The sequence below is a fragment of the Verrucosispora sp. CNZ293 genome (assembly GCF_002754655.1).
The window spans coordinates 6,308,106-6,331,150 of the sequence record NZ_PEFR01000001.1 but is presented as its reverse complement, the minus strand read 5'-3'; the positions used below and the strand labels follow the sequence as shown (position 1 = coordinate 6,331,150).

Sequence of the window (23,045 nt, the reverse complement as noted above, 5' to 3'; positions counted from 1 at the left end):
TCGCCGAACTCCGACGCGACCCCCGACCCGGCCGCTGTCGACATCGCGACTGGCGCTCAGCGGCCGGGGCGCGGTACGTGAGTTGTGAGGCCGTCACGTTCCCGGCGAATGCCGTCGGCGTGAGCGCGGAAGGCCGGGCCGTGGTGTGCGATCGCGGCGGAGACCGCCTCCGCCCGGTCGAGCAGGTGGGCAGCCAGTCGCAGGTCGCCGGCGACCGTCACCAGTCGGCTGATGATCCGCAGGACCTGGGCCAACTCGCTGGCCTCGAAGAACCCGTCGGCGGCGTGCCGCTCGAAAACCGCAACCGTCCGGGTCGCCCGGTGGATCATCTGATCGAGGTCGTCGGCGATCTCCGCACGCCGTCCCGCGATCACGGCCTGGGCGAAGTCGTCGGCGGTGGCCGTGAAGAGGAAGATCTCCAGTCGAGCGCTCGCGTGCTCGCCGTGCGGGCCGGTGGCTCGGTCAGCCGCCTCGGCGACCCGCTCCATCACCTCTGCGGCTTCCGCCGTCCGGTGGGTCGTCATCAGCACCGGAATGACGACACCCAGCCAGTACGCGATCCGTGCCACGACCCGGTTCTGGTCCTCGGCGGGGTCGGGTCGTTCCAGCAGTGAGCGGCACACCGTCCACCAGCGCAAGGCGTACTCCTGCGCGGTCTGGGGGTTGCCGGAGTTCGCCGCCGTCAGCCGCCACAGGGACCGGGCCAGGCGGAGCCGCCCGCCGGGCACGCCGTCGGCGGCGAGCGCCTGCGCGGCCGTGACGGCGTCGCGCGCCGCGCCTACCGCCCGCGCGGATGACGGCTCGGACCGCGCCAGCTCATCGGCGTGGTCGGCCATCGCGTCAACGGCCTCGATTCCCACCCCGCAATTGAAGCAACGGCGGGTACGACAGCGGTACGCGAGCGACAGCCGGATTGACGACAGGAAAGTGCGGCTGCGCCGTTCGGTGACGTTCGGCCCTGGCATGGGAACGGGCTGCCGGGGTATGACCGAGACATGAGGGCGAGTTTCCGGCTCGGCCGGATCGTGGGCGTACCTGTCGGGGTCAACTGGAGTGTCCTGGTCATCTTCGCGCTGATCTGGTGGGGGCTGTCGGCCAACCTGTTCCCACAGTCGTACCCGGGCCGGTCCGTGGTCGCGTACCTGCTGGCCGGGCTGACCGCCGCGGTGGTCTTCTTCCTCGGCCTGCTCGCCCACGAGGTGTCCCACGCGGTGGTGGCCAAGCGCAACGGGCTGGGCGTGCAGGGGATCACCCTGTGGCTCTTCGGCGGGGTCGCCGAGCTGCGCGGCGAGGCCCGTTCGCCCGGTGCCGAGCTGCGCATCTCCGGGATCGGGCCGCTGGTCAGCCTGATCATCGGCGCCGTCTTCGGGGCGATCGCGATGCTGCTCGCGCTGGCCGGGGTGCAGGGGTTGCTGCTGGGGGTGATGGCCTGGCTCGGCGGCATCAACCTGCTGCTCGCCGTGTTCAACATTCTGCCCGCGGCACCGCTGGACGGTGGGCGGCTGTTGCGGGCGGCGGTGTGGAAGGCCACCGGCGACCGGACCCGGGCCACGGTGGTGGCGGCGCGGGCCGGTTGGGTCCTCGGCCTGGCACTCATCGGGTTCGGATTGTGGCGGTTCCTCACCGGTGCCGGCGTCGGCGGGCTGTGGCTGGCGCTCATCGGCTGGTTCCTGATCGGCGCGGCGACCATGGAGGAGCGGCAGGCCCGGGTGAGCGACGCGTTGCGCGGCATCCGGGTCGCCGACGTGATGACCCCGCAGCCGCAGACCGCTTCGGGCGAGCTGACGGTGGCCGACTTCGTGGACAACTACCTTTTCGCGTACCGGCACACCGCGCTGCCGCTGATCGAGGACGGCCGGCCGGTCGGGCTGGTCACCCTCGACCGGGTCCGTGGCGTGTCGTCCGACGAGCGGGGCAGCACCACCCTGGCGGCGGTGGCCTGCCGCGCCGACGACCTGGTGCTCGCCTCCCCCGACGAGCCGCTCACCGACCTGCTGCCCCGGCTCAGCGACTGTGCCGACGGGCGGGCGCTCGTGGTCGCCGACGGTCGCCTGGTCGGCATCGTCTCCCCCAGCGACATCAGCCGCGCCGTGCAGCGCAGCAGCATGCGCGACCAGCTCACCACCGGCCGCTGACCGCCGACTGCGCTGACTCAGTCGAGATGGTCGGCGGGGGCGGTCTGCAGCAGCCCGGCCAACGGCATGCGGGCCTGCTCGACGTACCGGCCTTCGCCGCCGAGTTCGTGCAAGGTGACAGTCTGCGCGCCGTCCCGGTCCACGACCCAGTACCGGGGGACGCCGGCCCGGGCGTACTCGCGCACCTTTGTCACCGAGTCCATCGCCTCGGAGCCGGGCGACACGATCTCGATCACGAGCGCGACGTCCGCCACCGCCGACCACACGCCGCGCCGGGGCGGTTTGCGCCAGACGCTGAGGTCCGGAATCCGGCCACCGCTCCCGTCCGGCCCGGGAATGCGTACGCCGACCGCCTGGAGCACCTGTTCCGCAGGCCAGCCCGCCATGATCAGCCAGGCGAACAGTCGGCTCGCGATCGTCGCGTGCTCCGAGTCGGGCGGCGGCATGACCGACAGGACCCCCTCGGGGCTGGTCTCGTAACGATGACCGTTCGCGTCGGCGGCGTTCATCGCAGCCACGTCGTCGAGCGTCACGACGGCGGGCATGTGCATGCCGACAGCCTCAGCGCTCATGGACTCATCCTAGTTCGATGTCCGGGCACGTCCACCGGGCCGCGCCGCGTCGGTACGACGGGTCGTTGTCAGCGGGGAAACAGCTGGTCCAGTTCCTCGGTGCGGAACGTGCCCTCGGGGTCGAGGCGGGCCGCCAACGCGGCGAAACCGGCCCAGCGGGGGTAGGTCGCGGCGATCGTCCCGGTCGGCATCGTGAAGACCTTGCCCCAGTGCGGCCGGGGCCCGAAGGGGGCCAGCCGCCGCTCGACCTCGGCGAGGACCGGCAGTACCGCACTCGCGTCGGCGATCCAGGTGAAGTGCACCGCGAGGCTGTCCCGGTCGTACTGGGGGCTGAGCCACAGCTCGTCGGCGGCGATGGTGCGCAGCTCGCTTGTCTGCGCGACCGGGGCGATCAGGTGCGCCACCTCGTCCAGCGCGGCGAGCGCGTCGGCGGCCACCGCGCGGGGCAGGTGGTACTCGGACTGCAACTCGTCGCCGTTGCTGGGGGTGAAGCCGAGCCGGAAGTGCGGCAGCCGCTCGTGCCAGGGGCCGGGCACGCCGAGCTGCTCGGTGCAGTTGACCACCGGCATGCCGGGCACCGGATGCCAGGGCCGGTCGGCCGCCGTGGTGCCGAGCCAGTCCGCCGGGGGCGGGGGCTGGTCCGCGAGCTGCTTGCGCCAGACCTGGGTGCCGCGGGTGGAGCGCCAGTCGGTGAAGACACTGACGCTGTACGCCGAGGCGAGCGCCTCGTCCAACGCCTCGCGGGGCAGGTCGAGGCGGACGTACTGGCGTACCTCGAAGGTCGGCACCACGTCCAGGGTGAGCCGGGTGACGATGCCCAGGGCGCCGAGGGAGACCACCATGCCGGCGAACTCGGGATCGGTGCGGTCCACGGTCAGCAGGTCACCGGCGGCGGTGACCAGTTCCAGGCCGGCGACGGCGGTGGCCAGATTGCCGACGGTCTCGCCGGAGCCGTGGGTGCCGGTGGCGACCGCGCCGGCCACCGAGATGTGTGGCAGCGAGGCGAGGTTGGCCAGCGCGTACCCGCGCTCGTGCAGCCAGCTGGCCAGATCGCCGTAGCGCAGCGCGGCCGGCACGTGCACCACCCGCCGCTGTTCGTCGAGTCGCACGGTGTCCGGCAGCCCGGCCAGCGTGACCAGGTCGCCTGTGGTGTCGCCGAGTCGGTTGAACGAGTGTCCGCTGCCCACCGCCCGGATCAGGTCGCTGCCGGCGACCAGCTCACGCAGCTCGTCGACCGACGACGGCCGGTGGTACGCCCGGGCTGCGTACTCGACGTTGCCGGCCCAGTTGCGGTGCGTCGACACTCCCGACCCCCTCTCCACGCCGGCGGTTACCGGCGGCTCCGTCGGGGAACCCTACGCCGATGAGCAGCTACCGTGATCCCGCCCCGCGCGGCGACGTGTACCCCTCCGAGGAGGAGATCGACCCGGCTGGCAGCGGGGTGTATCCCGCAAGTGGTCCGGCCCGCACCGTCGACGGTTCCTCGGTCACCTGGTCCGATGTCGGGCCGTCGGCGAGCCAGCCGGATCCGCAGCCCAGCCCCGCCCCGGAACCGGTGCCGACGCCACCGCCCACGCCCGGACCGCCGCCCCGGGTCGAGGGCGGTGCCCGGTCGATCGTGACCCGGCACATGGACGGTTCGGTCCAGGTGGTCACCGACTTCGACGGCGACGGCGTGGCCGACGTGGTGCAGTTCGACCTGGACGGCGACGGGCTGCCGGACGTCACATACCTCGACCGCGACCGGGACGGCCAGCTCGACACCGTGCTGCGCGACGAACACCGGGTCTGAGATCGGCTCCGATTGCGGCATGCCGGTGTCTCCGGGGCCGCTGACACCCCGGCTTGCCGCAATCGGAGCCGCCCGCGCCGCGCCACGGCGTCCGCGTCGTGCCGGGGTGGCACCACGTCGGCCGGTCAGAGCTGGCGCATCACCTCGGTGGCGACCAGGTCGAGGTGGTCCAGGTCGGTCAGGTCGAGCACCTGAAGGTAGAGGCGCTGGCTGCCGACCTCGGCGTACCGGCCGATGGTGTCGATGACCTCGGCGGGTGTGCCGGCGAGGCCGTTGGCGCGCAGCTCGTCCGGTTCCCGGCCGATCGCCGCGGCCCGCCGCGCCACCTCGGCGTCATCCTTGCCGCAGCAGAGCACCAGCGCGTTGGACCAGGTCAACTGGGCCGGGTCGCGACCGATGTCGGCGCAGGCGGCGCGGACCCGCTCGAACTGGGCCACCGTCTCGTCGATCGAGACGAACGGCAGGTTGAACTCGTCGGCGTAGCGGGCGGCGAGTTGCGGCGTACGCTTCGCACCCTTGCCGCCGAGCAGGATCGGCGGGTGCGGGCGCTGGACCGGCTTGGGCAGCGCGGGTGAGTCGCTTACCTGGTAGTGCCGGCCGGTGAAGTCGAATGTCCCGCCCGACGGGGTACGCCACAGACCGGTGATCACCGCCAGTTGCTCATCCAGTCGGTCGAACCGCTCCCCCAGCGGCGGGAACGGAATCCCGTACGCCTGGTGCTCAGCGTCGTACCAGCCGGTGCCGATGCCCAGTTCGACCCGTCCGCCGCTCATCTGGTCGACCTGCGCGACGGTGATCGCGAGGGGGCCGGGCAGCCGGAACGTCGCGGCGCTCATCAGCGTGCCGAGCCGGATGGACCGGGTGTCCCGGGCGAGGCCGGCAAGCGTCGTCCAGGCGTCGGTGGGGCCGGGTTCGCCGCTCACCGACCCCATCTTCAGGTAGTGGTCCGAGCGGAAGAAGGCGCCGAAGCCGGTCTCCTCGGCGCGTCGGGCCACGGCGAGCAGGTCGTCGTAGCTGGCGCCCTGCTGTGGTTCGGTGAAGATCCGCAGTTCCATGGGTCGAGCATAGAAAGCCGCCGGCCGTGGCGCTCGGTGACGCTCGCCGGTCACTTCCGGAATCTGCGCCGGAAAGCCTTGCAGACATTGCAGACAGCCACAAGAGTCCTCATCTCGTTGCAGCGGTTTGTGAACGATAGGTTCCCAACAATCGATGCGGCTGTTACGGTCACGCAACCACCGCAAGTTCTTGCACAGCTTGCAGGAATCTTGACTGTCATCGGCGTCTGCCTGACCGTCCCCCGAGGAGGGCACCGTGCGCATCCCCCGTCCCCGCGCCGCGATCCCCGCGGCTCTGGCCGCGATACTTGTCGCGGTCGGTCTCACCACAGTCACCGCCGGCACCGCCCCCGCCAGCGCGGCTGACGTACGCGCAAACGGCGACGCGATCGTCCACCTCTTCCAGTGGCGGTGGAGTTCCGTCGCCGACGAGTGCGAGCGCAACCTCGGCCCCAACGGTTGGGGTGGCGTGCAGGTCTCCCCGCCGCAGGAGCACGTGGTACTGCCCAGCGCCGAGGGCGCCACCTACCCGTGGTGGCAGGACTACCAGCCGGTGTCGTACCGGCTCGATCAGACCCGGCGGGGCACGAAGGCCGAGTTCGTCGACATGGTCCAGCGCTGCCGCGCTCAAGGCGTGAAGGTCTATGTGGACATGGTGCTCAACCACATGAGCGGCACCGGCTCGGCCGGCAGCGGTCCGGGGAGCGCGGGCACCGGCTACAGCAAGTACAGCTACCCGAACCTGTTCGACGATGGCTCGGGCGACAGCTACGGCTACGGCGATTTCGGGCCCTGCTACCGGCGGATCAGCAACTGGGGCAACAAGCAGGAGGTGCAGGACTGCGAGCTGCTCGACCTGGCCGACCTCAACACCGCCGACCCCGAGGTACGGCGGAAGATCGCCAAGTACATGAACACGGTGATCGACCTCGGGGTGGCCGGTTTCCGGGTCGACGCCGCCAAGCACGTGCAGGAGGCGCACCTGGCCGACATCATCAGCCGGCTCCGGGACGTGCCCGGTTTCGGCGGCCGGCCGGACCTGTTCCACGAGGTGTACGGCGACGGAACCATCCCCTACACCGCGTACGCCCCGTACGGCGGGGTGACGAACTTCGACTACCAGCGGGCCGTGTCCTCGGCGTTCCGGGACGGCAACATCGCCCAGCTGGGCAGCCTGCCCAACTACGGCGGGCTGACCGCGCAGCAGGCGATCGTATTCATCGACAACCACGACACGCAGCGGGAGAACCCGACGCTGACCTACAAGAGCGGCGCCCGCTACTACCTGGCGGACACGTTCATGATGGCCCACCCCTACGGCCGGCCCCAGTTGATGTCGAGCTACGCGTACGGCTCGGTGCACGGTCAGGGTCCGCCCAGCAGTTCCAACGGCACCACCCTGGCCACCGACTGCGCAGGGAACGCGTGGATCTGCGAGCACCGGGACCCGGGGGTGGCCGGCATGCCGGGCTTCCGTAACGCGGTCGCCGGCACCGGCATCGGGTCCGTCACCACCGACGGCAACGGCCGGCTGGCGTTCGGCCGGGGCGACCGGGGGTACGCCGCCTTCAACGCCACCGGCAGCACCTGGAGCCGCAGCTTCACCACCTCGCTGCCGGACGGCCGCTACTGCAATGTCGGCAGGGGTGCGTACGACCAGTCGACCGGGGCCTGTCCGGGTGGCGCGGTGACCGTCGCCGGTGGCAGTTTCACCGCTGCCATCCCCGCCGACCAGGCGGTGGCCCTGCACGTCGGAGCCCGCCTCGACGGCGTCACCCCGAGCCCCACCCCGACCGCCACGCCGACGCCGACCGCGAGCCCGTCCCGCCGGCCGGGTCGACCCGGTTCACCGCGACCGTCTCCACCGAGCCGGGCCAGGAGGTGTACGTGGTCGGTTCGGTTCCGCGGCTCGGCTCCTGGAACCCGGCCAACGGGGTGAAGCTGTCCACCACGTCGGGCAGTTACCCGACCTGGACCGGGTCGGTGGACATCCCGGCCGGCACCGCCTTCGAGTGGAAGCTGGTGAAGGTCGGCAACGGCACGACGCAGTGGGAGAACGACCCCAACCGGACCGGCACCGGTGGCACCGCCGTCACCGCCACCTGGAACCAGCCGGCGAGCAGCCCACCCGGCGACGCCACGGTCTCCGTCCGGGTCACCGCCAGCACCACGTACGGGCAGCAGGTGTACCTGGTCGGCGACCTGCCCGCCCTCGGCGGCTGGGATCCGGCCCGTGGGATCCGGCTGACACCGACGGCGTACCCGGTCTGGACCGGTGCGGCGAACCTGCCCGCCGGCACGACGTTCTCCTACAAGTACGTCAAGCGCACCGACTCCGGGCAGGTGGTGTGGGAGTCGGGTGCGGACCGTACCGCCACCGCCGTCGGCGCGGTGACGCTCACCGACACCTGGCGCTGAGCCACCCGCGTGCTGACCGTCCCGCACCGTGCGGCCCCTCCCGACCTGATCGGGAGGGGCCGCCCCCGTCGTGCCACGGTGCGCCGGGCGGCCGGCGTCCGTCCCACCTCGGGCGCCGGCCGGGCCGACGGTCAGGGCGTCGCGCGTCGGATGGTCAGGTAGCTGAGGCCGGCGAGCAGCAGGGTGAGCAGCGCCGGCCAGCCGACCAGCAGGGCCCAGCCCGGCTGGTCGGCGAACCAGCCGCCGATCGCCGACCACCAGCCCTGCCAGGTGGCGAGCACGACGAGCCCACCGATCCCGGCCAACGCGACGGTGCTCAGCATCAGCAGCCCGTTGACACCCCAGCGCTTGAAGACCAGGGCGATGGCGATGCCGATGAAGCCGAGCAGCAGGAACGGGATCGCGAAGCCGAGGAACCGCAGCACCGGGTGCTCGACCAGGAGGAACGGCAGGCCGAAGAAGGTCAGGTTGACGCCCCACCCGTCGGTGGCCTCCTCCACCACCGCCAGCAGGTAGAGCACCGCCGCGTAGCTGATCGCCTGGCCGGCGAAGTGGAGCACGTTGCCGAGGTAAAAGCTGCGGCGCGAGACGCCCAGCCCGAGCGCGAACGGGAATTCCTGGGTGATCGCGCTGATGCTGGCGATGAACATCACGATGTAGATGCTCATCAGCCCACCAGTTGTCGGCTCGAAGTCGTCGGCCTCGTTCATCGCGCTGAACAGGGCCAGGTTGATGAGGAAACTCAACGCGACGATGCCCCAGGGCCAGCCGACCACGCTGCGCCAGCCGACGAGCTGCAGGCGGGCCACGGTCAATGCGCGGTTCATCGGACGGTCTCCTCACTGGTCGCGCCGGCCCTGGCCGGGGCGGAGCCGTTGGTCGCGGTGGACAGGCGGACGACGATGTCCTGGAGCGAGGACGCTTCGAGACCGAGGCCCAGGGACCGGGCGTGGTCGTGCGCGGCCGGGCCGAAGTCGCCTCGTACGGTGGCCCGGGCCGTCCCGCCGAGCGACGCCCGGTGCAGTTCGGTGCCGGTACGGGAGAACTCGTCGACGGCCGCGACCGGGCCCGAGACGGTGACCACCTGGCCGCGCAAAGCCTCCGCCTCGACGTCGAGCAGGAGCCGACCCCTGTCGATCAGCAGCACGTGCTCGATCAGGTCGCTGACCTCGTCGATGAGGTGGGTCGACAGCACGATGGTGCGGGGGTGTTCGGTGTAGTCGGCAAGCAGGTGGTCGTAGAAGAGCTGCCGGGCCACCGCATCCAGGCCCAGGTAGGGCTCGTCGAAGAAGGTGAGTGGGGCACGCGAGGCGAGCCCGACCACGATGCCGAGCGCGGAGAGCATGCCACGGGAGAGCTTGCGGACGTTGCGTCCGCGCGGCAACTGGAACACGTCGACGAGTCGCTGGGCGAACTCCTCGTCCCAGCCCGGATAGACCAGGCGGGCCGCGCGCAGGACGTGCGTGACCCGAAGGTGCGACGGGTAGGTCTGGCTCTCCTTGATGAACGAGATCCGGGAGAGCACCTGCTCGTTCTCGTACGGGTGCTGACCGAAGACGGAGATCTCCCCGCTGGTGGCGAAGTTCTGCGCGGTGAGGATCTGCATCAGGGTGGTCTTGCCGGCCCCGTTGCGTCCCAGCAGGCCGTGGATCCGGTTCTCGGCGAGCGAGAAACTGACGCCGTCCAGGGCGGTCACCCCTCGGTACCGCTTGGTCAGCTCGGTGACCGTGACGACCGCGCTCATCGGCCCTCCTCCCAGGTGTCGATCATGCTCTTGAGTTCGGCCGGTTCGATGCCGAGCTTGCGCGCCTCGGTCAGCAACGGTCGGACGTACTGCCTGGCGAACTCGTCGCGGCGCCGGCCGCGCAGCTTGGCTCGGGCGCCGGATGAGACGAACATGCCGATTCCTCGCTTTTTGTAGAGAGTTCCGTCGTCGACAAGCGTGTTGACCCCCTTGGCGGCGGTCGCGGGGTTGATCCGGTGGAAGGCCGCCAACTCGTTCGTCGAGGGCACCTGGCTCTCTTCGGCGAGCGTCCCGTCCAGGATCGAGTTCTCCAGCAGCTCCGCGATCTGGAGGAAGATCGGCCGACCGTCCTCCATCACGCCCACCATCCCCAGTCGCCACACTGGTTGGCTGGTTCATTACTCATGTAACTAACCATGCAACCAGTCTGGCCCGACTGTCAAGGCCCGTACCTGCTGGACGTCATGACCGACCTGCTTGGCCAGCCGTCGTCGCGGTGAGTGGCGCCGCGCGGGTCGGGCGGGACGGGGGGTGTCGGCCCGACACGCACGCCGGCCCGGTCCGGCAGTCACCCCGGACCGGGCCGGCGTGCCGGGATCAGCCGTACGGTGGCCGGGCGTACGCGGCCCGCAGCGCGGCCAGCCCGGTCGCCTTCGGGCTGAGGGTGCCCCAGCCGGAGTTGAAGTAGTTCGTCCGGGCGATGAGGGGGCCGCGCTCGGCGTTGAGCCGGGCGATTGCCGGCGGCACCGTGGCGATCCAGGCCGCCTGGTCGGGGATCTCGATGACCCGTACGCCCCACTCGGCGATGAGCACCGGACGGGACAACGCGACCGGGCCGAGGTCGGCCACCGCCCAGTCCTTGGTGCGCCGGAACCGCTCCAGCGCGGTGTGGCTGGGACTTGTCGCGTAGACGTTCCACTGGAGGTAGTCCAGCCGGGTCATCAACGCCTCCGGGTGGGTACGCCGGAAGCAGTCCCGGTTGAAGCCACCGAGCCCGACCGAGAAGGTGCTGCCCTGCGGCAGCCCTCTGGCCCTGAACCAGTTGACGATGTACGTCACCGCCTGCACCGCCCGGGCGTCCGACTCGGCCCAGGTGTACGCCCTGCCGGCCTCCGTGGTGCCGAACTCGTGATCGGTGTCCAGTTCGGAGGCGAGCTGGATGTTCACCCCGAAGCCCATCGTCCGGTACTGCGACAGCGCCCGGGCGAACAACCCGTCGCACTGCCCGGCGATGACCTGGCCGTAGCCGTACGCCTTCGGCCAGACCGCGCCGGGCCGCTGCTGGATGGTCATCGCCGGTGCCGGCACGGTGTACGTCACCCCGTCCACGGTGAACGTCTGCGGCCCGGTGTCGGGCGCACCGTAGTGCTTCAGTTCGAGCACCATGTTGAGCTGCACCCCGGCCCGTCCCAGAGTGACCAGCCAGGGCCGCTGGTAGCCGGGGAAGATGTAGGCGTCGGCGAAGCTGCGGTACTGGGTCAGCGACCGGAAGTTGCCGCCGGCCATGTCGGCGGTCGGGTCCGCGCCGCCGGAGAGGTAGTAGCCGCCCAGCACGGGCGGTAGCACCGTGTAGGCGACTGTGGCGCTGGCGGTCCGGCTGGCGGAGTCCCGCACGGTGACTGTCACCCTCGGCATCACGCCACCGCCCGGTAGACAGCCACCGCGCCGCTGTCGGAGACCCGGGACCAGGTGCGCCCCGAGTCGTCGACGACGGTGATGGTGAGCGGGTCGATCACGGCGGTCACCGAGACGGGAGCACTGCGGTTGCCCTGCGCGTCGGCCACGGTGACAGTTACGGTGAGCCGCTGGTTGTCCGCGTCGCCGTAGTTGACGGTCAGCAGCATCTGCTCGCCGGGCGAATAGGTGGTGGAGTTCATCGAGGCGTTGGCGGTGGGAGCGGCCATGGCAGCTCCTTCCTGGCTTGGTCGTCGCGACCAGCTGGGCAACACCGTCGGTGCGGCTGGTCTGCGACGGCGGGCCGGAGCCGGACGGCGCGGCGGCGCGACCCGGCGGTTGCCGTACTGACGGCCGGTGGGACGTCACGCTCCCGACCCGGCCTGAGGATCGGATGTGGCCCGCCATCCGCGGCCTCTCTACCTGCTACAACAATGCGTCGGGGCAGGCCACGCCGTCCTGTCCGTTTCCGGACATATCGACCCTTATGGAGGCGAGAGATGAAGTATCTGATGTTGATCTACGGCAACGAGGAGATCTGGGGCAGTCTCCCGGACGGGGAGCTGACCACCCTGATCGGTCAGGTGGACGCCTTCAACCAGTCGCTGCGGGCCTCCGGCGAGCTGGTCGACGTTCAGGGGTTGGAGACACGCCCCCGGTCGGTGCGGATCGTCGCCGGCAACCCGGTGGTCACCGACGGGCCGTACCTGGAAGCCAAGGAGTACGTCGGGTCGTACTTCGTGGTCGACGTCGACGACGAGCAGCGGGCGTTGGAGATCGCCCGCGAGTATCCGGGAGTGCGGTTCGGCTCCGCCAGCGGCGGCATCGAGATCTGGCCGTTGATGGCCGGCGACGGAGCGCAGCACTGAGCCTCGACCAGGCCACCGTCGACCTGCTGCGCCGGCTCGCGCCGCAGGTGCTGGCCACGCTCGTCCGCCGGTACGGCGACTTCGGCCGGGCCGAGGACGCCGTGCAGGAGGCGCTTGTCGCCGCCGTCGAACGGTGGCCGCTCGACGGCGTTCCCGAGCAACCGTCAGGCTGGCTGCACACCGTCGCCGCCCGCCGCTACGTCGACCTGGTACGCACCGAGTCCGCCCGCGCCCGCCGCGAGCGCACGGCGCTGGACCTCACCCCCCGCGACGCGCTCGTCGCCCCACCGCCCGACGTTACGACGCCCCGCGACGACCTGCTGGAGCTGTTCCTGCTCTGCTGCCATCCGGCGCTGCCCGCGCCCGCACAGCTGGCACTGACTCTGCGTGCGGTCGGTGGGCTCACCACCGCCGAGGTCGCCGCCGCCTTCCTGGTGTCGGAGCGGACCATGGGGCAACGGATCTCGCGGGCCAAACTGCGACTCCGGGAGGCCGGGGCCCGGTTCGCACCGCCGCCGGAGGCGGAACGGGAAGCCCGGCTGGCCGTGGTACGCCAGGTGCTGTACCTGATGTTCAACGAGGGGTACAGCGCCAGCAGCGGCCCCCACCTTCGTCGCGCCGACCTGACCGGGCAGGCCCTGCGGTTGGTCCGCCGGCTGCACGAGCGGCTGCCCGACGACGGGGAGACGGCCGGGCTGCTCGCGCTGATGCTGCTCACCGAGGCCCGAGCTGCGGCCAGGGTCGGCCCGGACGGCGACCTGGTGCCGCTGGCGGAGCAGGACCGCCGCCGGTGGGACCGGGCGGCGATCCAGGAGGGATGCGCCCTTGTCGAGCGGACCCTCGCCACCTCGCCACCGGGGCCGTACCAGATCCAGGCCGCCATCGCGGCGGTGCACGCCGAGGCACCGGGCACCGAGGCCACCGACTGGCCGCAGGTGCTCGCCCTGTACGAACTGCTGGAGCGGCTCGCGCCCAATCCGGTGGTCACGCTGAACCGGGCGGTGGCGGTGGGCATGGTCCACGGTCCGGTCGCCGGGCTGACCCTGCTGTCCGAACTGGAGTCGGGGCTGCTGGCCGGGCACCACCGACTGCACGCCGTCCGTGCCCACCTGCTGGAGCTCGCCGACGATCCGGCAGCCGCCGCGGCACAGTGGCGGACAGCGGCGACGCTGGCCGGCAGCGAACCCGAACGGCGGTACCTGCTGCGCCGAGCCGCCGCCGCGAGCGAGCCGAGTCCCCCTGCGATGTGACCCGGGTCACCGCCGGTGCCGGTAGAAGCGGCAGGTCCGGCTCCGATCCACAGGTGGGTCGGCACCCGTCGTGGGTGCCGCCGGATCCAGGAGGAACGGACATGACGAAGGTGACCGCTCAACTGTCGGTGTCGCTGGACGGCTACTACGCCGGCCCACAGCATGACGGCGACGGCGACTGGCTGCGGTCGGCGGAGAGCCACGGGTTCTTCCGGGTGACCCGGTGGGCCACCGAGGCGATGGCGTGGCGCGAGCGGCAGGGCTTCGCCGGCGGCCGACACGACGCGGACTCCGAGATCATCGCCGAGTCGTTCGCCGCGGCCGGCGCATACGTGATGGGTCGCCGGATGGCCGACGGCGGTGAGGTGCCGTGGGGCGACGAACCACCGTTCCGTGCTCCGGTCTTCGTGGTGACCCACCGGCCCCGCCCGACCCTGCACCGCCAGGGTGGCACCAGCTTCACCTACGTCACTGACGGGGTAGCCAGCGCGGTGGCCCAGGCCCGGGCCGCGTCCGGTGGCCGGAACGTCGCGGTGGCCGGCGGTGGAAGCCTGGTCCGGCAGGTGCTGCGGGCGGGGCTGCTCGACGAGTTGGAGCTGCACGTGGTGCCGGTCGTCCTCGGTGCCGGGCTGCGCCTCTTCGACGACCTGGGCCTCGACGACTTCGAGGCGGTCGAACTGACAGCCGAGCGGGTGGTCGCCAGCCCGCAGGTCACCCACGTCCGGTACGCGGTGCGCGGCCGGGCACCGCTGGTCCTCGACGACCGTGGCCGCGGTACCGGCACCCCTTAGGGCGGCGGCGGGACAACCCCACAGCGCGACCGGCCCTAGAGTGACGGCACACATGTCGATCTAGGAGGTCGCGGTGTCCGAGCCGCCACCCGTCGACGGTTCCCCGAGCACCGGGGAACCGGTCGAGCTTCCCGTCGCAGCCGGTCCTGAGGCTGCCGCCCAGCCGGCTGCGACGGCACCCCGCCTGCTGGTCATGCCGCCCACGGACGGGATGGCGCCCATCGTCTGGCCCGGACCGGCCGACCAACCCGCCTGGGCGATTCCGGTCACCGTCCCGCCCGGCACCCAGGGTTACGCCATCTTCCTGCCCCTGGTGCCGGAAGGCGTGCGCCCGGCCGGTCCCACGCCCCCGGCGCAACGCGCGGCCGCGCAGTCGGTGGGGCTTCCCGCCACCGGGCCTGCCGGCACCCAGGCCGGACGCCAGGTGCAGGGCACCACCACGGGACAGCCCATGACACCCGCCACCACCACGGTGGACAGCGCGACAGCCGACAGCCCGACAGCCGGCAGCCCGACAGCCGGCAGCCCAGCGGCTGGCAGCACGGCGGCTGCCGGGCAGACAGTGGCCACGACCGCTGTCGGCAGCACCACCACGGTCGGCACGCCGGCGGGTGGGCCGACGACCGGTGACCGGAGCGGGCCGGTGGCCCCGGCGGGTCCAGCTGGTCCGCCGTCGACTATGCCCGGCTACCGGCCGTCCGGCCCGTACGCGTTCCGGCCGTTGCCACCGCAGCAGTCGTTCTTCGACCGGGTGTGGCCCGGGCCGGCACCGGCCCGGAACCTGGCCACTCCGCTGGCCGTCCTGGCCGGGGCGCTCGGCGTGGCCACGTTCGTGCCGTTGGGTCGTACCGGTCTCGGCTGGTTTCTCGGCTACCTGGTCCTCGCCGCCGGCGTCGCCGTCGCGGTGCGGCAGCACCTCGCCGAACTGCCCCGACCCGAGCGGTGGATCCGGGCCGGTTGGGCCGGCGCTGCCCTGGTGCTGCTCGCCGTACTCGGCTTCCGCAACGCCTGGTGGCTTGTCACGTTCTGCGTGCTGGGCGCGCTGGCCTGCACGGCACTGGCGATCGTCGGTGGACGGCGTATCCGGTCGATCCTGTTCAGCCTGGTGGCCACCCCGATCGCGGCGCTACGCGGGCTGCCGTGGGTACGGGCCCACGTCCGGGCGCCCGGCGACTCCCGGACCACCAGCCGGATCGTCGGTTCGGTCGTCACCACGCTTGTGGTCCTTGTCGTCTTCGGGGCGCTGCTCTCCTCCGCCGATGCCGCCTTCTCCCAGGTGCTCGGTGCCCTGATCCCGGAGATCAGCGTGGGTGGGGTGTTCCGCTGGCTGTTCCTGGCCGCCGTCGGTGCCCTGATCGCCGTGGCCGCCGTCTACACCATCGCCGCGCCGCCCAAGCTGTCCTCGGTGGATCGGCCGAGCGCCCGCAGTATCGGGCTCGTCGAGTGGGCGCCGCCGATCGCCGCTCTGACCGCGCTGTTCGGCGGCTTCGTCGCCGTGCAGTTCACAGTGCTCTTCGGCGGGCAACGGCATGTGCTGGACACCACCGGCCTCAGCTACGCCGAGTACGCCCGCAGCGGGTTCTGGCAACTGGTCGTGGTGACCGTGCTGGCCCTGGCGGTGCTCGGCGGCGTGACCAGGTGGGCACGTCGGGACCGGCCGTCGGACCGGCTGCTGCTGAGCATCCTGCTGGGCCTGCTCAGCGCGCTGAGCGTGGTCATCGTGGTGTCGGCGCTGTCCCGGATGTACACCTACCAGAAGGTCTACAGCTTCACCGGCGAGCGGATCTTCGTGATGGCGTTCGAACTGCTGCTCGGTGCCGTTTTCCTGATGATCCTGGTGGCCGGCGTACGCTGGCGCGGCGGTTGGATCCCGCGACTGACCGCGGCCCTCGCGGTGGTGATGCTGCTGAGCCTGGCGGCGCTGAACCCGGAGGACTACGCGGCCCGCCGCAACATCGCCCGGTACGAGCAGACCGGCCGGATCGACGCCTGGTATCTGCGCGCGCTCTCCGCCGACGCCACTCCCGCCCTGTCCACCCTGCCCGATCCGGTCCGCCGGTGCACGCTCAGCTGGATCGCCGACGATCTGGCCGAGCCGGACCCCTGGCACGCCTGGAACCTGGGCCGCCAACGGGCCCGGGAGGTGCTCGACCGGTTGGGCCCCGACGCCATCGGCAACCAGCGCGACTGCCGCCGCGCCGACCAGTTCGACCTGCCGAAGACCCGGGCACCCCGCTGACCGCCCGGAGAGCCGATCCGACCGGGTCGGCTCCCGGCGGTCAAAGGGTGGCGAGGAAGTTGAGCACCTCGGACCACCCGTCCCGGCGCGCGGCGGCGTCACCCGCCCGGGAGCCGCCGTGTGTCTGCTCGCCGGTGCGTCCCTGGTGCACCGTCTTCGACGGTAGGTACGGGAAGGTGCCGACGCCGTGACCGGCGTCCGGGTAGAGCAGCACACGGTGGGGTGGGCCGCCGAGAGCCCGCAACAGCTCGGCGGCGTAGCTCGGCGCGTCCCAGAGCAGGTCGTCCGCTCCGGCGATGGCCAGTACCGGTGCGTCGATCCGGCCGACCGGGATCGGGCCGCTCGGCACGGGTCGGCCACGGTAGGTCCAGGCGGGCGCTCCCGAGTACGGGTAACCGAGGTGGAACACGCTGCTCGGGGCGTAGGCGACCACGGCGCCCACCAGGTCGGGCCGCTCCTGTGCCAGCAGCAACGCGGCCTCGGTACCGCGCGAGTAACTGATCACCGCCGGCTCGCCAGCGGAGTACGGGGCGAGTAGTTCGGCGGCGGTGACGAAATACTCCAGCGGAATGTCGTGCAGGCTGTCCGGTAGCCCCGACGCGCCGAAGTAGCCCAGGCACAACACCGGGTGCCCACGCGAGGCGAGCAGCGGCGCGTCGTACAGCCCGCCGACGCCGCCCTCCGAGCCACCGAACCACAGCACCCCGCGTCGTCGCGGCACGTCCGGCGGGGGAAGGACGAGCAACCCGCGTACCCCGTGGGCCGTCGGGGTCAGCTCGGTGAACGACACCTCGCCCGCCGTCCAGTCCCGCCGTACGGTGACGGCGGCCGGCTCGCGCCCGCCCCCCGCAGCCGACAGCCGGACCGTGAAGTCACGCCGTAGGTGCGGCCAGACCGGCGCGAAGGAGGAGGCGTCGCCGTCGAGCGGATCCATCGACCAGAACAGACCCATCGGGTCCACACCCGAGTAGGTCCCGTCCACAGGCGCGTCCTGCGACACGTCCACCACACCGTTGTCGTCGGCCACGAAGGTCGCCTCCGCACGCCACAGGTGCCCCGCGTGATCGTGGGCCTCGGCGGTGATCCTCACCGGTTCCCTCGCGGCCAGGCCACTGACGCGTACCCGCACCGGCTGGTCGACAAGCGCCACGGCCGGCGTCACGTCCAGCCGCAGGTGCGCCGCGCCGCCCCTCCCCCGGTCGCCGACGAGAAGGGTCGCGATCAGCAGCACCACCATGACGGCGGGCAGGATCCTGGGCGTCCTCGACCAACGCGGCATCGACAGCACCGTATCCCCGGCTGTCCACCTCGCGTCAGGACGGGCGCTCGTCGGCGAGGATCGCCTGGAGGCGGGCCCGGCACTCGGCCACGAACGCCGGGTAGCTGTGCTGGTAGTACGGGATGCCGCTGGCGGCCACGCCGATCGCCCAGGCCCGGGCGCGTATCCAGGTCGAGTCGTCGACGTCGACGGCGTTTCGGTAGGCGTGGCGGGCCTCGGGCGGCAGGTCCCACACCGGGGCGTGCTCGGCGTCGGGCAGTCCGACCGACAGGCCGCCGAAGTCGATTACCGCGTGCAACCTGCCGTGCCGTACCAGGAGGTTCGTGGGCCGGAGATCACCGTGCAGCCACACCTGCGGCCCGGACGGCTCGGGCAGGTCGAGCGCCGTCTGCCACAGCCGTTCCAGGGTGTCGACGTCGATCTCCGTGCCGACGATGGCACGGCAGTCGGAGAGGGCGTGCCCGATCCACTCGGCGCAGTCCCGCAGCTCTCCCCCTCGGTACCAGCTCAGCTCGCCCGTGCGGGTCGCTCCCATGAGGTCCACGCCGTGCAGTTCCCGCACCACGGCCGCCAGGTCGGTGCCGAAGGCCGCCCAGTCCGAGACGGTCCCCGGCCCGACCTCGTCGCCGTCGATCCACAGGTAGACCGACCAGGGCAGCGGGTAGGCGTCTGTCGGTACGCCGCTGTGCACCGGCTCCGGGATGCGGCAGGCGAGCAGCGGCGCCAGCCGGGGCAGCCATCGCTGCTCCTTGCGCAGCGACGGTGCCTTGTCGGCGGTACGCGGGAGTCGGACGAGCAGGTCGGTGCCGAGCCGGTACATGGTGTTGTCGGTGCCCGCACCCGCCCGGGACAGCGGCAGGTGTGCCCACTGTGGGCACTGCTCGGTCACCAACGCCCTGACGACATTCTCGTCGACCGGAATCTCAGAGTGGTGCAGCGTCACGCCGAGATCCTCGCGCCCGGCGCGCGGGTGAGCCACCCAATTCTTCGCGTACGCCGGTTGTGAAGGGGGTCACGCGGTGGAGCTGTCACAGCGGCCGGGGCGGCGGCATCTGATGTGCGGTCGGCCGGACGCGCCGGCTTCACCGACACGCCACGAGGAGAAAGCTGATGAACCTCACCCTGTGGATCGCCGCCGGGTTGCTCGCCCTCGTCGCCCTGGCCGGCGGCATCAGCAAGACGTTCGTACCCAGGGAGAAGCTGGCGACGATGCCCGGCGCCCGCTGGACCGGGCGGGTCAGCACCGGCTTCGTCAAGACGCTCGGGATTCTCGAACTCCTGGCCGCGGTCGGCCTGATCCTGCCGGCCGCGCTGGACGTCGCGCCGGTGCTGGTGCCGGTCACCGCGGTCTGCTGGATCCTGCTGATGATCGGTGCCGCCGTCACTCATCTCCGCGACGGTGAGGCCCGGTTCATCGCGTTGAATCTGGTCTACCTCGCCCTGGCCGGCTTCGTGGCCTGGGGCCGGTTCGGACCCGAACCCTTCGCCGGCTGAGCGACCGCCAGCCCGGCGACGGGTGTCGGCAGGTCGACCGCGCTGGTGCCGGGCACCCGTCCGCCGGTTGTAGGCAAGCCGACTGTGACCTTGACCGGCACCCGGAACAGTAGCAGTAAGCATCGATCACTGCCGATTGGAGTGGACCATGTCTCTCCGTCTCCGTCCCCTCTCCGCCGCCATCGCCGTGGTACTGGCCGCGGCGCTGTCGATCCCGGGCGCACCGGCCGCAGCCGCCACCGCCGACCGCTTCGGGTTCGCGTACGTCGACGATCCGACGGTGCCGATCTGGACGCCGCTGCCCGCGGCCTACCAGTTCGGCAGCTGGGCACCGGGGCCGACGGCCACCGGCGGCAAGGTGGCCCCCGGCCGGTTCCTGGTCCGGTTCCCGGGCATCGGCCTGGGTTCCCGTGGCAACGCGCACGTCACCGCCGTGGCCAAGGACGGCCGCTTCTGCCAGCTCGTGCGGTGGGGCAGCTCGGGTGCCGACGAGATCGTCGACGTGCAGTGCTTCCGTCCCGGCGGCACCCCGGCCGACACCCCGTTCACGGTGCTGTGGACGGTCAGCTCCGGCCTCCTGCCGGCGGGCGTCGGCGCGTACGCCTCGGCGCAGGTGTTGTCAAACGTCCTCGCCCAGTCGTACAACTCCACAGGTGCGCCCGTCACCGTCGCCAACGTCGCGGTGGGCATCTACGACGTGCGTTTTCCGGCGGTAGGCGCGCCACCCGGCGTGCTGTCCGGGAACGTGCAGGTGACCGCCCAGCAGCCGAACGCACAGCCGCGCCGGTGCAAGATCCTCCGCTGGGGCGCGTCCGGCCCGGACGCGGTGGTCTACGTCGCCTGCCACAACCCGGTCACCGGCGCCCTGATGAACAGCGACTTCACCGTGTCGTTCCATCGGGAGCGCTCGGTCTACGCGTCGTTCGGCCCGCCGAAGCACTTCGGGTACCTCTCGACGCCGTTCGCCGGCCCGACGAACTACTCGTACCCGCTCGGTGTCGGCGCCAACGGCTTCGGGCCCACCGGCCCCGGCACCTTCGTCGTCAAGTTCCCGGCTCTGCACGAGAAGAGCACCACCGCGCAGGTGACCGCGATCGGCGACGGCCCCTCGTACTGCACCCTCCAGGAGCTGTGGGCGCAGTTCGGCAGTGATGCGGTGGTGCCGGTCGCCTGCTTCAGCAACGCCGGCCGTCCGCAGGACGTCGCGTTCAGCTCGACCTTCTCGTCGAGCGTCTAGCCGTAGGCCGGCCAGGGGCCACCACACAGGGCCTGAGCCCGACGGTCCCCGCCCATGCACACCTGGGCGGGGACCGCCGGCGGGTACGGCGGCGGTCCCCGGCTCAGGAACCGGCCGGGTGCCCGCCGGGCAGGTCCCGGGCGGCGGCCCGCAGCGCGGCGACGCTCGCGGCCACCGCGGGATGCCCACCCGCGCCCTGCCGGTAGGCGATCCGGGTACGCCGTCGGATGGTGAGGGGAACCAGGGCCACCCCGGTGGACGGCCGCCCGAGAGCCAGTTGAGGCACCAGACCGACGCCCTGACCGGCGGCGACCAGGGCGAGCACGGCGGTGAAGTCGTCCGCGTGGTGCCGCACTGTCGGGCGGAAGCCGGCCAGCTCACACGCGTGCAGGGTCACCGCGTGACAGAGCGTGCCCGGGCTGCCCACGATCCAGTCCGCGTCGCGTACCGACCGCATCGGCTCGCCGGTGTGGTGCCGGTCCGTCCCGACGGCCAGGTACACCGTCTCGTCCAGCAGTGGCACCGAGTCCAGCGCCGGATCCGGCTCGACCGGCACGATGTCGTAGTCGTGCACGAGCGCCACGTCGAGGCGGCGGTCGCGCAGCGCGTCGGGCACCGCGACCGGGTCCAGCTCGGTGACCATCAGGTCGAGCGCGGGGTGGTCACGGCCGAGCGCGACCAGGGCGGGCAGCAGCAGCGTCCGCACGGCACTGGGGTACGCGCCGATGCGTACCGTGCCGGAGAGCCCGCCCCGCGCGGCGGCCAGCGTCGCGTCCGCCGCCTCCAGGGCGGCGAGGACGACCTCGGCGTGTCGGACCAGCGCCTCACCGGTGGGAGTCAGGGTGACCCGTCGGCCGGCCCGTTCCAGGAGCGCGACACCGGCCTGCCGTTGCAGCGCGGCGAGTTGCTGGGAGACGGCGGACGGGGTGTAGGTGTGCGCCTCCGCCACGGCGGCGATGGTGCCGAGGTGGGACAGATCCCGCAGCAGGCGGAGCCGGCGGACATCAAGCATCAGTTGAGCTTACGTATCCGATGAGTAATCGGAACTGGTGCTTCATCTTCCGCTGTCGGAGGCTGGCAGCATGACACCTGCCGGGCTCTACGTACCCATGATCACGCCGTTCGACGAGAGCGGTGCTGTCGCCCTCGACGCGCTGCGCGCCCTCGCCCACGAGGTGCTGGCGGCCGGCGCGGTCGGGCTGGTCGCCCTCGGCACCACCGCCGAGCCGCACGCCCTCAGCGCCCCCGAACAGCAGACGGTGGTCGACACGATCGCCGCGGCCTGCCGGGAGCACCGGGCCGACCTCCTGGTCGGCGCGCACACCGCACCGGAGCTGCGGGCCCTCGCCGAGCGCCCCGGGCTCACGGCGGCGCTCTGCCTGGTCCCGCCGTTTCTCCGCCCCGGCGAGGAGGCGGTGCTCGCGCACTTCGCCAGGTTGGCCGAGGACTCCCCCGTGCCGCTTGTCGCGTACCACGTGCCGTACCGCACCGGGCAGCAGCTCGGCGTCGGCACCCTGCGCCGTCTCGCCGGGCTGCCCGGCCTGGTGGGCGTCAAGCACGCCGTCGGCGGGATCGACGCCGACACGATCGCGCTGCTCGCCGATCCGCCACCCGGCTTCGCCGTGCTGTGCGGCGAGGACGCGTACGTATCGCCGCTGCTGGCCCTCGGCGCGGCCGGCGGCATCCTCGCCTCCGCGCACCTCGCCACCGCCGACTACGCCGACCTGGTCTCGGCCTGGCAGTGCGGCGACATCGCCCGGGCCCGGCCGCTCGGCCACCGGCTCGCCACCCTCTCGGCCGCGTTGTTCGCCGAACCCAACCCCGCAGTGGTCAAGGCGGTGCTGCACGCCCAGGGGCGCATCCCGACGCCGCTCGTCCGCCCCCCGCTGCTGCCCGCCACGTCGACGGCCACCGCCCGGGCGTCGGCCTGCCTGACCGGGGTGGCGGCGGTACTCACCTGACCGCAGGGCGTTGCCGCCGGAGCCCGTCAGAAAATTTTCCCTGCGACATGTCGAGAAGCCGGGTCGGGCTCCGTCCTCGCTGCGAACGCGGCCACAATGGCCCGTACCTGACAAGGAGCATCCAATGGCCAAGTACCTGCTGCTCAAGCACTACCGTGGCGGCCCCACCCCGCTGACCGACGTGCCGATGGACAAGTGGACGCCCGAGGAGATCTCGGCCCACGTGCAGTACATGCACGATTTCGCCGCGCGACTCGAAGACACCGGCGAGTTCGTCGAGGGGCAGGCGCTCTCCCCGGAGGGAACGTTCGTCCGCTACGACGGCGAGGGGCGACCGCCGGTCACCGACGGCCCGTTCGCGGAGACCAAGGATCTGATCGCCGGCTGGATGGTGATCGACGTCGAGACGTACGAGCGGGCGCTGGAGCTGGCCGGCGAGTTGTCGGCGGCGCCGGGCGTCGGCGGCAAGCCGCTCCACGAGTGGCTCGAGGTACGGCCGTTCCTGACCGCGCCGCCGACAATCGCGGAGTGACGC

The 23,045-nt window shown here is 71.9% G+C and carries 25 protein-coding genes; 13 read left to right on the top strand and 12 right to left on the bottom strand.

Features of this window, described 5'->3' with window-relative positions:
• Positions 1–56 precede the first annotated feature (56 nt).
• On the bottom strand, positions 57–860 hold the full coding sequence (locus CLT74_RS28920; RefSeq protein WP_099850651.1) for a hypothetical protein: 804 nt from the start codon (positions 858–860) through the stop codon (positions 57–59).
• A gap of 135 nt (positions 861–995) precedes the next feature.
• Between CLT74_RS28920 and CLT74_RS28915 the strand changes: the two genes are divergently transcribed.
• Positions 996–2,135 (top strand): site-2 protease family protein, encoded by a 1,140-nt coding sequence (locus CLT74_RS28915; RefSeq protein ID WP_099850649.1) that lies wholly within the window; start codon positions 996–998, stop codon positions 2,133–2,135.
• Positions 2,136–2,152: 17 nt separating this feature from the next.
• Here the strand turns inward: CLT74_RS28915 and CLT74_RS28910 are convergent, their stop codons facing one another.
• Together CLT74_RS28910 and CLT74_RS28905 are read right to left on the bottom strand one after the other, a co-directional pair.
• Positions 2,153–2,707: a Uma2 family endonuclease gene (locus CLT74_RS28910; protein WP_099850647.1), complete on the bottom strand. Its 555-nt coding sequence runs from the start codon at positions 2,705–2,707 to the stop codon at positions 2,153–2,155.
• A gap of 68 nt (positions 2,708–2,775) precedes the next feature.
• Positions 2,776–4,011 carry a D-arabinono-1,4-lactone oxidase gene (locus CLT74_RS28905; RefSeq protein WP_099850645.1) on the bottom strand — a complete coding sequence of 412 codons (1,236 nt, stop codon included), beginning with the start codon at positions 4,009–4,011 and terminating at the stop codon, positions 2,776–2,778.
• A 59-nt stretch (positions 4,012–4,070) separates the two neighbouring features.
• On the opposite strand from CLT74_RS28905, the gene CLT74_RS28900 reads away from it, so the two are divergent.
• Positions 4,071–4,499 carry a hypothetical protein gene (locus CLT74_RS28900; protein WP_099850644.1) on the top strand — a complete coding sequence of 143 codons (429 nt, stop codon included), beginning with the start codon at positions 4,071–4,073 and terminating at the stop codon, positions 4,497–4,499.
• 125 nt (positions 4,500–4,624) lie between these two features.
• Here CLT74_RS28900 and CLT74_RS28895 read toward each other — a convergent pair whose 3' ends face one another.
• On the bottom strand, positions 4,625–5,554 hold the full coding sequence (locus tag CLT74_RS28895; RefSeq protein WP_099850642.1) for an LLM class F420-dependent oxidoreductase: 930 nt from the start codon (positions 5,552–5,554) through the stop codon (positions 4,625–4,627).
• 256 nt (positions 5,555–5,810) lie between these two features.
• Here CLT74_RS28895 and CLT74_RS28890 point away from each other — a divergent pair, with 256 nt between their 5' ends.
• Together CLT74_RS28890 and CLT74_RS30955 are read left to right on the top strand one after the other, a co-directional pair.
• Complete coding sequence (locus CLT74_RS28890; RefSeq protein ID WP_199172281.1) at positions 5,811–7,493, top strand: alpha-amylase; 1,683 nt, start codon at positions 5,811–5,813, stop codon at positions 7,491–7,493.
• Positions 7,442–7,972 (top strand): CBM20 domain-containing protein, encoded by a 531-nt coding sequence (locus CLT74_RS30955; RefSeq protein ID WP_199172280.1) that lies wholly within the window; start codon positions 7,442–7,444, stop codon positions 7,970–7,972. Before CLT74_RS28890 ends, CLT74_RS30955 begins: the two co-directional genes overlap by 52 nt.
• Positions 7,973–8,103: 131 nt before the next feature.
• Here CLT74_RS30955 and CLT74_RS28885 read toward each other — a convergent pair whose 3' ends face one another.
• The 5 genes from CLT74_RS28885 to CLT74_RS28865 form a co-directional block, all read right to left on the bottom strand.
• Positions 8,104–8,799: a hypothetical protein gene (locus CLT74_RS28885; protein ID WP_099850641.1), complete on the bottom strand. Its 696-nt coding sequence runs from the start codon at positions 8,797–8,799 to the stop codon at positions 8,104–8,106.
• Positions 8,796–9,716, bottom strand: a complete 921-nt coding sequence (locus CLT74_RS28880) for an ABC transporter ATP-binding protein (protein WP_099850639.1) — start codon at positions 9,714–9,716, stop codon at positions 8,796–8,798. Before CLT74_RS28880 ends, CLT74_RS28885 begins: the two co-directional genes overlap by 4 nt.
• A complete protein-coding gene (locus tag CLT74_RS28875) occupies positions 9,713–10,072 on the bottom strand; it encodes a GntR family transcriptional regulator (protein WP_099853297.1) in 360 nt (119 codons plus the stop codon). The genes CLT74_RS28880 and CLT74_RS28875 overlap by 4 nt, the downstream gene beginning before the upstream one ends.
• A gap of 241 nt (positions 10,073–10,313) precedes the next feature.
• Positions 10,314–11,351, bottom strand: a complete 1,038-nt coding sequence (locus CLT74_RS28870) for a hypothetical protein (protein ID WP_099853293.1) — start codon at positions 11,349–11,351, stop codon at positions 10,314–10,316.
• A complete protein-coding gene (locus CLT74_RS28865) occupies positions 11,351–11,620 on the bottom strand; it encodes a hypothetical protein (RefSeq protein WP_099850638.1) in 270 nt (89 codons plus the stop codon). Before CLT74_RS28865 ends, CLT74_RS28870 begins: the two co-directional genes overlap by 1 nt.
• On the opposite strand from CLT74_RS28865, the gene CLT74_RS31635 reads away from it, so the two are divergent.
• The 5 genes from CLT74_RS31635 to CLT74_RS28845 all read left to right on the top strand — a co-directional run bounded on the left by CLT74_RS31635 (position 11,619) and on the right by CLT74_RS28845 (position 16,539).
• The gene (locus tag CLT74_RS31635; RefSeq protein WP_486582667.1) at positions 11,619–11,741 is read left to right on the top strand and encodes a hypothetical protein; all 123 of its coding nucleotides are present in this window, start codon (positions 11,619–11,621) and stop codon (positions 11,739–11,741) included. The genes CLT74_RS28865 and CLT74_RS31635 overlap by 2 nt on opposite strands.
• A gap of 149 nt (positions 11,742–11,890) precedes the next feature.
• On the top strand, positions 11,891–12,259 hold the full coding sequence (locus CLT74_RS28860; protein WP_099853290.1) for a YciI family protein: 369 nt from the start codon (positions 11,891–11,893) through the stop codon (positions 12,257–12,259).
• Positions 12,256–13,509 carry a sigma-70 family RNA polymerase sigma factor gene (locus CLT74_RS28855; RefSeq protein ID WP_099853287.1) on the top strand — a complete coding sequence of 418 codons (1,254 nt, stop codon included), beginning with the start codon at positions 12,256–12,258 and terminating at the stop codon, positions 13,507–13,509. Before CLT74_RS28860 ends, CLT74_RS28855 begins: the two co-directional genes overlap by 4 nt.
• Before the next feature lie 101 nt (positions 13,510–13,610).
• Entirely contained in the window at positions 13,611–14,300 is a 690-nt protein-coding gene (locus tag CLT74_RS28850; protein ID WP_099850636.1) for a dihydrofolate reductase family protein, read from the top strand.
• Positions 14,301–14,373: 73 nt separating this feature from the next.
• Positions 14,374–16,539 (top strand): DUF4153 domain-containing protein, encoded by a 2,166-nt coding sequence (locus CLT74_RS28845; protein ID WP_486582666.1) that lies wholly within the window; start codon positions 14,374–14,376, stop codon positions 16,537–16,539.
• Between the two features lie 40 nt (positions 16,540–16,579).
• Here CLT74_RS28845 and CLT74_RS28840 read toward each other — a convergent pair whose 3' ends face one another.
• Entirely contained in the window at positions 16,580–17,818 is a 1,239-nt protein-coding gene (locus tag CLT74_RS28840) for an acyl-CoA thioesterase/bile acid-CoA:amino acid N-acyltransferase family protein (RefSeq protein WP_143697219.1), read from the bottom strand.
• 34 nt (positions 17,819–17,852) lie between these two features.
• Complete coding sequence (locus CLT74_RS28835; protein WP_099850633.1) at positions 17,853–18,761, bottom strand: aminoglycoside phosphotransferase family protein; 909 nt, start codon at positions 18,759–18,761, stop codon at positions 17,853–17,855.
• A gap of 167 nt (positions 18,762–18,928) precedes the next feature.
• Between CLT74_RS28835 and CLT74_RS28830 the strand changes: the two genes are divergently transcribed.
• A complete protein-coding gene (locus tag CLT74_RS28830) occupies positions 18,929–19,312 on the top strand; it encodes a DoxX family protein (protein WP_099850631.1) in 384 nt (127 codons plus the stop codon).
• Between the two features lie 148 nt (positions 19,313–19,460).
• Positions 19,461–20,549, top strand: a complete 1,089-nt coding sequence (locus CLT74_RS28825) for a hypothetical protein (protein WP_099850629.1) — start codon at positions 19,461–19,463, stop codon at positions 20,547–20,549.
• A 103-nt stretch (positions 20,550–20,652) separates the two neighbouring features.
• Here the strand turns inward: CLT74_RS28825 and CLT74_RS28820 are convergent, their stop codons facing one another.
• On the bottom strand, positions 20,653–21,561 hold the full coding sequence (locus tag CLT74_RS28820; protein WP_099850627.1) for a LysR family transcriptional regulator: 909 nt from the start codon (positions 21,559–21,561) through the stop codon (positions 20,653–20,655).
• Between the two features lie 70 nt (positions 21,562–21,631).
• On the opposite strand from CLT74_RS28820, the gene CLT74_RS28815 reads away from it, so the two are divergent.
• Together CLT74_RS28815 and CLT74_RS28810 are read left to right on the top strand one after the other, a co-directional pair.
• Positions 21,632–22,510 carry a dihydrodipicolinate synthase family protein gene (locus CLT74_RS28815; protein ID WP_099850625.1) on the top strand — a complete coding sequence of 293 codons (879 nt, stop codon included), beginning with the start codon at positions 21,632–21,634 and terminating at the stop codon, positions 22,508–22,510.
• Between the two features lie 124 nt (positions 22,511–22,634).
• Positions 22,635–23,042, top strand: coding sequence for a YciI family protein (locus tag CLT74_RS28810; protein ID WP_099850623.1), 408 nt, complete (start codon positions 22,635–22,637; stop codon positions 23,040–23,042).
• Positions 23,043–23,045: the final 3 nt, after the last annotated feature.

Coding starts and splice junctions, on each gene's coding strand:
- CLT74_RS28915 (WP_099850649.1), top strand. CDS start 996: ATGAGGGCGAGTTTCCGGCTCGGCCGGATCGTGGGCGTACCTGTCGGG.
- CLT74_RS28910 (WP_099850647.1), bottom strand. CDS start 2,707: ATGAGCGCTGAGGCTGTCGGCATGCACATGCCCGCCGTCGTGACGCTC.
- CLT74_RS28900 (WP_099850644.1), top strand. CDS start 4,071: ATGAGCAGCTACCGTGATCCCGCCCCGCGCGGCGACGTGTACCCCTCC.
- CLT74_RS28895 (WP_099850642.1), bottom strand. CDS start 5,554: ATGGAACTGCGGATCTTCACCGAACCACAGCAGGGCGCCAGCTACGAC.
- CLT74_RS28885 (WP_099850641.1), bottom strand. CDS start 8,799: ATGAACCGCGCATTGACCGTGGCCCGCCTGCAGCTCGTCGGCTGGCGC.
- CLT74_RS28880 (WP_099850639.1), bottom strand. CDS start 9,716: ATGAGCGCGGTCGTCACGGTCACCGAGCTGACCAAGCGGTACCGAGGG.
- CLT74_RS28875 (WP_099853297.1), bottom strand. CDS start 10,072: ATGGAGGACGGTCGGCCGATCTTCCTCCAGATCGCGGAGCTGCTGGAG.
- CLT74_RS28870 (WP_099853293.1), bottom strand. CDS start 11,351: ATGCCGAGGGTGACAGTCACCGTGCGGGACTCCGCCAGCCGGACCGCC.
- CLT74_RS31635 (WP_486582667.1), top strand. CDS start 11,619: ATGGCAGCTCCTTCCTGGCTTGGTCGTCGCGACCAGCTGGGCAACACC.
- CLT74_RS28865 (WP_099850638.1), bottom strand. CDS start 11,620: ATGGCCGCTCCCACCGCCAACGCCTCGATGAACTCCACCACCTATTCG.
- CLT74_RS28860 (WP_099853290.1), top strand. CDS start 11,891: ATGAAGTATCTGATGTTGATCTACGGCAACGAGGAGATCTGGGGCAGT.
- CLT74_RS28850 (WP_099850636.1), top strand. CDS start 13,611: ATGACGAAGGTGACCGCTCAACTGTCGGTGTCGCTGGACGGCTACTAC.
- CLT74_RS28840 (WP_143697219.1), bottom strand. CDS start 17,818: ATGCCGCGTTGGTCGAGGACGCCCAGGATCCTGCCCGCCGTCATGGTG.
- CLT74_RS28830 (WP_099850631.1), top strand. CDS start 18,929: ATGAACCTCACCCTGTGGATCGCCGCCGGGTTGCTCGCCCTCGTCGCC.
- CLT74_RS28825 (WP_099850629.1), top strand. CDS start 19,461: ATGTCTCTCCGTCTCCGTCCCCTCTCCGCCGCCATCGCCGTGGTACTG.
- CLT74_RS28820 (WP_099850627.1), bottom strand. CDS start 21,561: ATGCTTGATGTCCGCCGGCTCCGCCTGCTGCGGGATCTGTCCCACCTC.
- CLT74_RS28815 (WP_099850625.1), top strand. CDS start 21,632: ATGACACCTGCCGGGCTCTACGTACCCATGATCACGCCGTTCGACGAG.
- CLT74_RS28810 (WP_099850623.1), top strand. CDS start 22,635: ATGGCCAAGTACCTGCTGCTCAAGCACTACCGTGGCGGCCCCACCCCG.